Annotated in this window: 7 protein-coding genes and 1 pseudogene; all 8 read left to right on the plus strand. The window is 71.1% G+C overall.

Going from position 1 to position 11,739, the window contains the following annotated elements:
- A partial coding sequence (gene dnaA, locus ACWEQL_RS37025) for a chromosomal replication initiator protein DnaA (RefSeq protein WP_452155062.1) occupies window positions 1–1,138 on the plus strand: 1,138 nt, incomplete at its 5' end.
- A gap of 974 nt (window positions 1,139–2,112) precedes the next feature.
- The gene (gene dnaN, locus ACWEQL_RS37030; protein WP_452155064.1) at window positions 2,113–3,243 is read left to right on the plus strand and encodes a DNA polymerase III subunit beta; all 1,131 of its coding nucleotides are present in this window, start codon (window positions 2,113–2,115) and stop codon (window positions 3,241–3,243) included.
- 165 nt (window positions 3,244–3,408) lie between these two features.
- On the plus strand, window positions 3,409–4,284 hold the full coding sequence (gnd, locus tag ACWEQL_RS37035) for a phosphogluconate dehydrogenase (NAD(+)-dependent, decarboxylating) (RefSeq protein WP_452155066.1): 876 nt from the start codon (window positions 3,409–3,411) through the stop codon (window positions 4,282–4,284).
- A 137-nt stretch (window positions 4,285–4,421) separates the two neighbouring features.
- On the plus strand, window positions 4,422–5,591 hold the full coding sequence (recF, locus tag ACWEQL_RS37040; RefSeq protein WP_452155068.1) for a DNA replication/repair protein RecF: 1,170 nt from the start codon (window positions 4,422–4,424) through the stop codon (window positions 5,589–5,591).
- A gap of 193 nt (window positions 5,592–5,784) precedes the next feature.
- On the plus strand, window positions 5,785–6,300 hold the full coding sequence (locus ACWEQL_RS37045; RefSeq protein WP_452155074.1) for a DUF721 domain-containing protein: 516 nt from the start codon (window positions 5,785–5,787) through the stop codon (window positions 6,298–6,300).
- 248 nt (window positions 6,301–6,548) lie between these two features.
- On the plus strand, window positions 6,549–8,579 hold the full coding sequence (gyrB, locus tag ACWEQL_RS37050) for a DNA topoisomerase (ATP-hydrolyzing) subunit B (RefSeq protein ID WP_452155070.1): 2,031 nt from the start codon (window positions 6,549–6,551) through the stop codon (window positions 8,577–8,579).
- 55 nt (window positions 8,580–8,634) lie between these two features.
- A complete protein-coding gene (gene gyrA, locus ACWEQL_RS37055) occupies window positions 8,635–11,241 on the plus strand; it encodes a DNA gyrase subunit A (RefSeq protein WP_452155072.1) in 2,607 nt (868 codons plus the stop codon).
- A 160-nt stretch (window positions 11,242–11,401) separates the two neighbouring features.
- Window positions 11,402–11,739 (plus strand): annotated as a pseudogene (locus ACWEQL_RS37060) (hypothetical protein); the annotation flags it as partial.

An 11,739-nucleotide genomic window follows, 5' to 3' on the forward strand; every position in this document is an offset into this window, starting at 1 on the left:
GGCCGGCGGGCGGGGCGCCGAGAAGCCCACCGACCGCCCGGCGGTGCCCGGCGTGCCCGCGCCTCCCGGCGCTCCCCCGGCCGGCGGCTCCCGCAAGGACGAGCCCGCCGCCCGGCTGAACCCCAAGTACCTCTTCGACACCTTCGTCATCGGCGCGAGCAACCGCTTCGCGCACGCGGCGGCGGTGGCGGTCGCCGAGGCCCCGGCCAAGGCGTACAACCCGCTCTTCATCTACGGCGAGTCCGGGCTGGGCAAGACCCACCTGCTGCACGCCATCGGGCACTACTCGCGCAGCCTCTTCCCGGGCACCCGGGTGCGCTACGTGTCCTCGGAGGAGTTCACCAACGAGTTCATCAACTCGATCCGGGACGGCAAGGCGGACACCTTCCGCAAGCGCTACCGGGACATGGACATCCTGCTGGTCGACGACGTGCAGTTCCTGGCCAGCAAGGAATCCACGCAGGAGGAGTTCTTCCACACCTTCAACACCCTGCACAACGCCAACAAGCAGATCGTCCTCTCCTCGGACCGGCCGCCCAGGCTGCTGACCACGCTGGAGGACCGGCTGCGCAACCGCTTCGAGTGGGGTCTGATCACCGACGTCACCCCGCCGGAGCTGGAGACCCGGATCGCGATCCTGCGCAAGAAGGCGATCCAGGAGCAACTCAACGCCCCGGCCGACGTGTTGGAGTTCATCGCGTCCCGGATCACCCGCAACATCCGGGAGCTGGAGGGCGCCCTCATCCGGGTCACCGCCTTCGCCAACCTCAACCGGGCGCCGGTGGACCTGGAGCTGGCCGGGATCGTCCTGAAGGACCTGATCCCGGGCGGTGACGAGGACGCCGGCCCGGAGATCACCGCGCAGCTCATCATGCAGCAGACCGCGGCGTACTTCGGCCTGGGCGTGGACGACCTCTGCGGATCCTCGCGCAGCCGGGTGCTGGTGACGGCGCGCCAGATCGCGATGTACCTCTGCCGCGAGCTGACCGACCTGTCGCTGCCGAAGATCGGCGCCCAGTTCGGCGGCCGCGACCACACCACGGTGATGCACGCGGACCGCAAGATCCGCTCCCTGATGGCCGAGCGGCGCTCGATCTACAACCAGGTCACCGAACTCACCAACCGCATCAAGAGCTAGCCGCCACGGCCGTGCACAGCCCTCCGGAAGGGGCGTCGGGAGCGATCCCGGCGCCCCTTCCGCGCGTCCGGCACCCTTTCCGCGCGTCCGACGGCACGTCCACAGGTGTGCGCCGCGCGTTCCGTGGGCAGGGATGGCCGCGCCGGACGCTCCGACAGTCCGCGGCCCGAGCCGAACATCTGACCAGTGATTCGAACTGGACCGGCGCGCGGGGCCGGAATCCACAGGTCGGGGCCCCTCCCGGCCGTCCACAGGCCTGGGGGCGGGGAGTTATCCAGAATTCCTCCACAGGCGGCCCACCGCTACGCTCTTCGGCGCAGGTCAGGTGCCTGTGGACTTGTGCACAACGGTTATCCACAGGCTGTGGACAGTTGGCGGGCCATCAGGGCGCCCTTCGGGTTATCCACCACTTGTCCCCAGGGAAGCAGGGGTTATCCCCAGGTTCTCCACAGCCTCGTCCACAGTTCGACAACTTTGCCCGCATGTTCATACCCAGGTGTGAAAGCCGTCACGTAATGTTGACCGGCGCCCGTGGATAACCGGGCCCGGATCTGGGGACAGCCCTGGGGATAACCTGTGGATACGCTGGGTGCGCTGTGGGTAACGCTCCGCCGTCCACAGGGAGCCGTGTCCGTCCACAGCCGGGGTCCACAGGTCCTGTGGACAAAAAACCGAGCTTGACCTGCGAAAACAGGGTTATCCACGGTTTCCACAGGCCCTACTACTACCACTACACGTATAGAGCGATGGACTCGTTTGAAAGCGGGTGGGGGGCAAATCTGTGGACAACGCGAACCCGACATCCGTTCGGCTCGCTTCCGCCCGTCTGCCCCGTCTGTCGGTGGAGTACGTCAGACTGTCCTCGGCGACTGGAAGCGGAGCGGCGGAGCTCGGCGGACAGGCGGACCGACGATCAAGACCAGACGAACCAGAGACTTGCGAGCGGGAGCGCTCGATCCAGGAGGCGGTTACCGGTGAAGTTCCGGGTGGAGCGTGACGTCCTCGCGGAGGCGGTGGCCTGGGCTGCCCGCAGCCTCCCGGCACGGCCGCCGGTGCCGGTGCTGGCCGGCCTGCTGCTGACCGCGCAGGAGGGCAGCCTGGCGCTGTCCGGCTTCGACTACGAGGTGTCGGCCCGGGTCGAGCTGGAGGCGGACGTCGAGGAGGCCGGCACCGTGCTGGTCTCCGGCCGGCTGCTGAACGACATCTCGCGCAACCTTCCCAACAGGCCGGTGGAGATCTCCACCGACGGCCAGCGGGTCAGCGTGGTCTGCGGCAGCTCCCGCTTCACCCTGCCGACCCTTCCGGTGGACGAGTACCCGGCCCTGCCGGTGATGCCGACCGCGACCGGCACCGTCTCCGGCGACGTGTTCGCCTCCGCGGTCAGCCAGGCCGCCGTGGCCGCCGGCCGGGACGACACCCTGCCGGTGCTCACCGGTGTGCGCGTCGAGATCGAGGGCGACCGGATCACCCTGGCCGCCACCGACCGGTACCGCTTCGCCGTCCGCGAGCTGCTGTGGAAGCCCGAGCAGCCGGACATCTCCGCGGTCGCCCTGGTGCCCGCCAAGACCCTGCAGGACATCGCCAAGTCCCTGGGCAGCGGCGACAACGTCTCCATCGCGCTCTCCTCGGGCGGCGCGGGCGAGGGCCTGATCGGCTTCGAGGGCGCCGGCCGCCGCACCACCACCCGGCTGCTGGAGGGCGAGTTCCCCAAGTTCCGCAGCCTGTTCCCGACCGAGTTCAGCGCGATCGCGGCGATCCAGACCCAGCCCTTCCTGGAGGCGCTCAAGCGCGTCTCGCTGGTCGCCGAGCGCAACACCCCGGTCCGGCTGAACTTCGAGCAGGGCGTGCTGACCCTGGAGGCCGGCTCGGGCGACGACGCCCAGGCCACCGAGCGGATCGACGCGGACCTGGAGGGCGACGACATCTCGATCGCCTTCAACCCGGGCTACCTGGAGGAGGGCCTCAAGGCCATCGACTCCCCCTACGCCCAGCTGAGCTTCACCACGCCGACCAAGCCGGCCCTGCTGAGCGGCAAGGCCGCGGTGGACGCCGAGGCGGACGAGGCCTACCAGTACCTGATCATGCCGGTCCGCCTCTCCGGCTGACCCGGCCGGCGCCCGCGCCGTCACCCACGGGTCGTGCACAGCCTGTGGAAGGCCTCCCCCGGTCGGCCCGACCGGGGGAGGCCCTCGCGCTTCAGCGCGTAGGCTCAGGGCTGTGCGGCAAGGGCGCCGCCGGCAGGCACGTCACCACAGGTAAGGACTTTGGTCATGGAGCTCGGCCTCATCGGTCTCGGCAAGATGGGCGGCAACATGCGCGAGCGGATCCGCCGCGCCGGCCACACCGTCATCGGCTACGACCGCAACCCTGACATCTCCGACGTCGAGAGCCTGCAGGAGCTCGTCACCAAGCTCCAGGGCCCGCGCGTGGTCTGGGTGATGGTCCCGGCCGGCGCCGCCACCCAGGCGACCGTGGACGAGCTCGCCGAGCTGCTCTCGCCCGGCGACGTGGTGGTCGACGGCGGCAACTCGCGCTGGACCGACGACGTCAAGCACGCCGAGGCGCTGGCCGCCAAGGGCATCGGCTTCGTCGACTGCGGCGTCTCGGGCGGCGTCTGGGGCCTGGAGAACGGCTACGCCCTGATGTACGGCGGCGACGCCGAGCACGTGGCGCGGGTCCAGCCGGTCTTCGACGCCCTCAAGCCGGCCGGCGACTTCGGCGCGGTGCACGCGGGCGCGGTCGGCGCCGGCCACTTCGCCAAGATGGTCCACAACGGCATCGAGTACGCGATGATGCAGGCCTTCGCCGAGGGCTGGGAGCTGCTGGAGGCCGCCCCCGAGGTCACCGACGTGCGCGAGGTCTTCCGCAGCTGGCAGGAGGGCACCGTCATCCGCTCCTGGCTGCTGGACCTCGCCGTCCGCGCGCTGGACGAGGACGAGCACCTGGCCAAGCTGCGCGGCTGGGCCGCCGACTCCGGCGAGGGCCGCTGGACCGTCGAGGCCGCCATCGACCACGCCGTGCCGCTGCCGGCCATCACCGCCTCGCTCTTCGCGCGCTTCGCCTCCCGCCAGGAGGACTCGCCGCAGATGAAGATGATCGCCGCGCTGCGCAACCAGTTCGGCGGCCACGCGGTCGAGTCGAAGTAGTCCCGGCAGGCACCCACGAGCCGGGCCGGTATCCACAGGCCGGGCCGGTATCCACAGGTCGGGCGGGTTTCCACGAGCCCGGCGGGTTTCCACAGGCCGGGCCGGTATCCACAAGAAGGCGGGCGCAGTCCACAGCCATGCACGTCGCGCACCTGTCGCTCGCCGACTTCCGTTCCTACGCCCGGGTCGAGGTGCCCCTCGACCCGGGCGTGACGGCCTTCGTCGGCCCGAACGGCCAGGGCAAGACCAACCTGGTCGAGGCGATCGGCTACGTGGCCACCCTGGGCAGCCACCGGGTGGCCACCGACGCCCCGCTGATCCGGCTCGGCGCCGAGCGGGCCGTGGTCCGTGCCTCGGTGGTGGAGGGCTCCCGCACCACCCTGGTCGAACTGGAGATCACCCCGGGCAAGGCCAACCGGGCCCGGATCAACCGCTCCGACAACGTCCGTCCGCGCGATGTGCTGGGCCTGCTGCGCACGGTGCTGTTCGCCCCCGAGGACCTCACCCTGGTCAAGGGCGACCCGGGCGAGCGCCGGCGCTTCCTGGACGAGCTGCTGACCGCCCGCGCCCCCCGGCTGGCCGGGGTCCGGCAGGACTACGAGCGGGTCCTCAAACAGCGCAACGCCCTGCTGAAGACCGCCGCGATGGCCCGCAGGTCCGGCGGGGGCAAGGGCGCCGACCTGTCCACCCTGGAGGTCTGGGACGGCCACCTGGCCCGCGCCGGCGCCGAGCTCACCGCCTTCCGCATCCAGCTGGTCAACGCCCTCCGGCCGCTGGTCGCCGCCGCCTACGAGCAGCTGGCCCCGGGCGGCGGGCGGACCGTGCTGGAGTACCGCAGTTCCTTCGAGGGCGAGCTGCCGGGCAGCCGCGAGCAGGCCGAGGAGCAGCTGCTGGACGCGCTGCGGGCGGTGCGCAAGCAGGAGGTCGAGCGCGGCCTCACCCTGGTCGGCCCGCACCGCGACGAGCTGGTGCTGCGGCTCGGCGAGCTGCCCGCCAAGGGGTACGCGAGCCACGGCGAGTCCTGGTCGTTCGCGCTGGCCCTGCGGCTGGCCTCGTACGAACTGCTGCGCGACGATCTCGGGCCCTCCGTCGCGGGCGGGGGACGGCCGGGCGGCGGTGAGCCGGTGCTGATCCTGGACGACGTCTTCGCCGAGCTGGACGCGGCCCGCCGGGACCGGCTGGCCGAGCTGGTCGCCGGGGGCGAGCAGGTGCTGGTCACCGCGGCGGTCGCCGAGGACGTGCCGAAGGCGCTGTCCGGCGCCCGGTTCACGGTCTCCGGCGGCTCGGTGCAGCGGGTCGACGGCTGATCCCGGGGGAGCGCCGACCGTACGGGCGGTGCCCGGTCGAGGGGCCGTCCGGCAGGGGGTGCGGGGGCGGGCCCGGGAACCCGTGTCCGTGGCCTCCCGTACGCTGGACGGCTCACGGTTGTCCACAGCCTGGGGAAAGGAGATCGCCGTGAGCGAGCCGGCGGTGCCGTCCCCCTCCTCCACGTCCTCCCCCGTGTCCTCCCCTCCCGCCGAGCCGACCGGCGCCGACCTGGCGCGCTCGGCGCTGCGGGCCGCCCGGGCACAGGCCCGGGCCCGCGGTGAGCAGGTCCGCGAGAAGCGCGAGGCGAAGCGGCACGGTCTGCGCAGCGGCGCCCGTTCGGACGGCCGGGACCCGGTGCCGCTGGGGGCCGCGCTGAACCGGCTGTTGACCGAGCGCGGCTGGGAGTCCTCCGCCGCGGTCGGCGGGGTGATGGGCCGCTGGGCCCAGATCGTCGGCCCCGACATCGCGGCGCACTGCGAGCCCAAGTCCTACGACGACACCACCGCGGTGCTCACCGTGCAGTGCGACTCCACCGCCTGGGCGACCCAACTGCGCTGGCTGGCACGCCAGTTGGTGGCGAGACTGAACCACGAGCTGGGCCACGGCACGGTTGCGGTGATCAAGGTGCTGGGTCCGACCGCGCCCTCCCGCGGCTACGGCCGGCTCCGGGCCCCCGGGAGCAAGGGGCCGGGCGACACCTGGGGGTGAGCCGGGCCGGCCGCCGGGTCGGCGGATGCAGATCTTCCGGAACCGCTGACGGCCCTTCCAGGCGCCCTGGGCCCCCGGGGCGAGTATCGGGACATGTGCAGAGGGGATTCAGGGCGGTATATCTGCCCTCAGGGGCTGCCAAACGCCCATCTCTGTCAGTCGTACCGGTAGACTGGAAGCCAAACACTGTTGCTAGTGGCAACCGAGTCGAAACGCCGTGGTCGCACGCCTGCCCACACGGGGCGGGGATGCGGCCCGCGCTGTGCCAGAGAGGGCGCTTCGTGGCCGATTCCGGCAACCCCAGCCAGAACACAGACCTGACCGACCAGTCCGAGAAGTCGTACGACGCGAGCGCCATCCAGGTGCTGGAGGGCCTCGACGCCGTCCGCAAGCGCCCCGGCATGTACATCGGTTCGACCGGTGAGCGCGGTCTGCACCACCTGGTGCAGGAGATCGTGGACAACTCCGTCGACGAGGCGATGGCCGGGCACGCCGACCGGATCGACGTGACGATCCTGGCCGACGGCGGCGTGCGCGTGGTCGACAACGGCCGCGGCATCCCGGTCGGCATCATGCCGGGCCAGGGCAAGCCGGCCGTCGAGGTCGTCCTGACGGTGCTGCACGCGGGCGGCAAGTTCGGCAACGGCGGGTACGCCGTCTCCGGCGGTCTGCACGGCGTCGGCGTCTCGGTGGTCAACGCGCTCTCCACCCGCCTCGCGGTGGAGATCCACACCGACGGCCACCGCTGGACGCAGGAGTACAAGGCGGGCGCCCCGACCGCGCCGCTGGTCCGGCACGAGGCCACCGAGCGCACCGGCACCACGGTCACCTTCTGGGCCGACCCGGACATCTTCGAGACCACGGTCTACTCCTTCGAGACGCTCTCCCGGCGCTTCCAGGAGATGGCGTTCCTCAACAAGGGCCTGACCATCGCCCTGTCCGACGAGCGCCCCGAGCACGCGGACGAGGAGGGCGGGCCGCTCTCCGTCACGTACAAGTACGACGGCGGCATCGCCGACTTCGTCGCGCACCTCAACTCCCGCAAGGGCGAGGTCGTCCACCCCTCGGTGATCGACTTCGAGGCCGAGGACAAGGACAAGGCGATCTCGGTGGAGATCGCCATGCAGTGGAACGCCTCGTACACCGAGGGGGTCTACTCCTTCGCCAACACCATCCACACGCACGGCGGCGGTACCCACGAGGAGGGCTTCCGCGCCGCGCTGACCGGCCTGGTGAACCGCTACGCGCGGGACAAGAAGCTGCTGCGCGAGAAGGACGACAACCTCTCCGGCGAGGACATCCGCGAGGGCCTGACCGCGATCATCTCGGTCAAGCTCGGCGAGCCGCAGTTCGAGGGCCAGACCAAGGACAAGCTCGGCAACACCGAGGCCAAGACCTTCGTGCAGAAGGTCGTCCACGAGCACCTCAACGACTGGCTGGACCGCAACCCCAACGAGGCCGCGGACATCATCCGCAAGTCCATCCAGGCCGCCACCGCGCGCGTCGCCGCCCGCAAGGCGCGCGACCTGACGCGCCGCAAGGGCCTGCTGGAATCCGCCTCGCTGCCGGGCAAGCTGAGCGACTGCCAGTCCAAGGACCCGTCCGAGTGCGAGATCTTCATCGTCGAGGGTGACTCCGCCGGCGGCTCCGCCAAGCAGGGCCGCGACCCGCGCATCCAGGCCATCCTGCCGATCCGCGGCAAGATCCTGAACGTCGAGAAGGCCCGGATCGACAAGGTGCTGCAGAACACCGAGGTCCAGGCGCTGATCTCGGCCTTCGGCTGCGGCATCCAGGAGGACTACGACGAGTCCAAGCTCCGCTATCACAAGATCGTCCTGATGGCGGACGCCGACGTCGACGGGCAGCACATCCGCACCCTGCTGCTCACCCTGCTGTTCCGCTTCATGCGGCCGCTGGTCGAGGCCGGGTACGTGTACCTGGCGATGCCGCCGCTGTACAAGATCAAGTGGGGCAAGGACGACTTCGAGTACGTCTACTCCGACCGCGAGCGCGACGCCGTGATCGCGGCGGGCGTGGCCGCGGGGCGCCGGCTGCCGAAGGACGACGCCATCCAGCGGTTCAAGGGTCTCGGCGAGATGAACGCCGAGGAGCTCCGGGTCACCACCATGGACCAGGCCCACCGCCTGCTGCTCCAGGTCACCCTGGAGGACGCCGCCCGCGCCGACGACCTGTTCTCCGTCCTGATGGGCGAGGACGTCGAGGCCCGCCGCTCCTTCATCCAGCGCAACGCCAAGGACGTCCGCTTCCTGGACGTGTGACGCCTGCCCGCAGGCCCCGCACGTACCAGTCCGCGTGAAAGGAAACTGACCACCAGTGGTCGACGACAACCGTCCCGACGCCGAGCAGCCCGAGACCCCCGGGGCCACCGACGGGGGCACCACCCTGCGGATCGAGCCGATCGAGCTCGAGACCGAGATGCAGCGCTCGTACCTCGACTACGCCATGAGCGTGATCGTCAGCCGCGCGCTGCCCGAGGTCCGCGACGGCCTCAAGCCGGTGCACCGCCGCGTGCTGTACGCGATGTACGACGGCGGCTACCGCCCCGAGAAGGGCTACTACAAGTGCGCCCGCGTCGTCGGCGACGTCATGGGCAACTACCACCCGCACGGTGACACCTCGATCTACGACACCGTGGTCCGCCTGGCCCAGCCGTGGTCGCTGCGGATGCCGCTGGTGGACGGCAACGGCAACTTCGGCTCCCCGGGTAACGACCCGGCCGCGGCCATGCGCTACACCGAGTGCAAGATGATGCCGCTGGCCATGGAGATGATGCGCGACATCGACGAGGAGACCGTCGACTTCGCCGCCAACTACGACGGCCGCTCGCAGGAGCCCACCGTCCTGCCCGCGCGCATCCCCAACCTGCTGATCAACGGTGCCACCGGCATCGCGGTCGGCATGGCCACCAACATCCCGCCGCACAACCTCCGCGAGGTCGCCTCCGGCGCGCTCTGGGCGCTGGAGCACCCGGACGCCTCCAACGAGGAGCTGCTGGAGGCCCTGATCGAGCGGATCAAGGGCCCGGACTTCCCGACCGGGGCGCTGATCGTCGGCCGCCGCGGCATCGAGGAGGCGTACCGCACCGGGCGCGGCTCGATCACCATGCGCGCGGTGGTCGAGGTCGAGGAGATCCAGGGCCGCCAGTGCCTGGTGATCACCGAGCTGCCGTACCAGGTGAACCCGGACAACCTCGCGCTGAAGATCGCCGACCTGGTCAAGGACGGCAAGGTCGCCGGCATCGCGGACGTGCGCGACGAGTCCTCCTCGCGCACCGGCCAGCGCCTGGTGATCGTGCTCAAGCGCGACGCCGTCGCCAAGGTCGTGCTGAACAACCTCTACAAGCACACCGACCTGCAGACCAACTTCGGCGCCAACATGCTGGCCCTGGTCGACGGCGTGCCGCGCACGCTCTCGCTGGACGCCTTCATCCGGCACTGGGTCAACCACCAGGTCGACGTCATCGTCCGGCGCACGACCTTCCGGCTGCGCAAGGCCGAGGAGCGCGCGCACATCCTGCGCGCCCTGCTGCGCGCTCTGGACGTGATCGACGACGTCATCGCGCTCATCCGCGCCTCGGAGAGCGCCGAGGCCGCCCGCACGGGCCTGATGGGCCTGCTCTCCATCGACGAGCTCCAGGCCAACGCGATCCTGGAGATGCAGCTGCGCCGGCTGGCCGCCCTGGAGCGTCAGCGGATCACCGACGAGCACGACGAGCTGCAGCGCCGGATCGACGAGTACAACGTCATCCTGGGCTCGCCCGCCCGCCAGCGGGAGATCATCTCCGACGAGCTCACCGCGATCGTCGAGAAGTACGGCGACGAGCGGCGCTCGACCCTCATCCCCTCCGACGGCGACCTCTCCATCGAGGACCTCATCGCCGAGGAGGACATCGTCGTCACCATCACCCGCGGCGGCTACGTCAAGCGCACCCGCTCCGACCTGTACCGCTCGCAGAAGCGCGGCGGCAAGGGCGTGCGCGGCGCGCAGCTGAAGCAGGACGACCTCGTCGACCACTTCTTCGTGACGACGACCCACAACTGGATCCTCTTCTTCACCAACAAGGGCCGGGTCTACCGCGCCAAGGGCTACGAGCTGCCGGACGCCGGGCGCGACGCCCGCGGCCAGCACGTGGCCAACCTGCTGGCCTTCCAGCCGGAGGAGCACATCACCCAGGTGATGGCGGTGCGCACGTACGAGGACAAGCCGTACCTCGTGCTGGCGACCCGGGCGGGCCTGGTGAAGAAGTCCCCGCTCAAGGACTACGACTCCCCGCGCTCCGGCGGCCTGATCGCGATCAACCTGCGCCAGGACGAGGAGGGCCGGGACGACGAGCTGATCGGCGCAGAGCTGGTCTCCTCCGAGGACGACCTGCTGCTGGTCTCCAGGAAGGCCCAGTCGATCCGCTTCACCGCCACCGACGAGGCGCTGCGGCCGATGAGCCGCGCCACCTCGGGCGTGAAGGGCATGTCGTTCCGCGAGGACGACGAGCTGCTCTCGATGAACGTGGTCCGGCCCGGGACCTTCGTCTTCACCGCGACCGACGGCGGTTACGCCAAGCGGACCGGCGTGGACGAGTACCGTGTCCAGGGCCGCGGCGGCTACGGCACCAAGGCGGCGAAGATCGTCGAGGGCCGCGGCTCGCTGGTGGGGGCCCTGGTGGTCGACGCGACCGACGAGATCATGGCGATCACCCTCTCGGGGGGTGTGATCCGCACCAGGGTTTCCGAGGTTCGTGAAACCGGACGTGACACCATGGGCGTCCAACTGATCAACCTCGGAAAGCGCGACGCCGTGGTGGGCATGGCCCGCAACGCGGAGGCCGAGGACGACGAGACGGCGGAGGACGAGGTGGCAGGCACCGAGTCCTCCGAGGTGGGCGAGGGTACGGAGACGGCGGGCGCCGAGAGCGCCGAGGCCTGATCGGTACTGTCGAGGCCGGTACCGTCGTGCCCCGGTGGCGCGGCGGTCCCGGCCGGCGACCGGCTCCGGGCGAATCCGCCGGGGGCCGACCGCCGCGGAAGACAGTGACGAACGACGACGCAGGGCGGTTCCGCCCTGGTGGGAAGTGCGGGAGGACCAGGTGAGTGGAGCCACGGGTGCTGCGGGAGGCGCGGCCGGCGGCCGTCCGGGCGCGGCACAGGGCGGCGTGCCGTACGGCGTGCCGCAGCCGCCGGCCGAGCCCCAGGCCGCGTCCACCTCGCTGATGCCACCGGTCGGCGCGGCGGGCCAGGGCGGCGGCGCGACCTACGGCGGCCAGTCGACGCCGCCCCCGCCGCCGAGCGCCCCGACGCCGGGCTCGGGCGGCTTCTCGCAGCCCACCACGTACGCCAAGGGCCAGCCGACGCCGGCCCGGGGCACCCGGGTGGGCGGCGGCAACACCCCGGCGGGCGGCACGCCCGTGCCCGGCGGCGCGGCGCG

Source organism: Kitasatospora sp. NPDC004240, from assembly GCF_053603215.1.

Excerpts from the sequence above, each read along its gene's own strand:
- gnd (WP_452155066.1), top strand. The coding sequence starts at position 3,409 with ATGGAGCTCGGCCTCATCGGTCTCGGCAAGATGGGCGGCAACATGCGC.
- recF (WP_452155068.1), top strand. The coding sequence starts at position 4,422 with ATGCACGTCGCGCACCTGTCGCTCGCCGACTTCCGTTCCTACGCCCGG.
- gyrB (WP_452155070.1), top strand. The coding sequence starts at position 6,549 with ATGCGGCCCGCGCTGTGCCAGAGAGGGCGCTTCGTGGCCGATTCCGGC.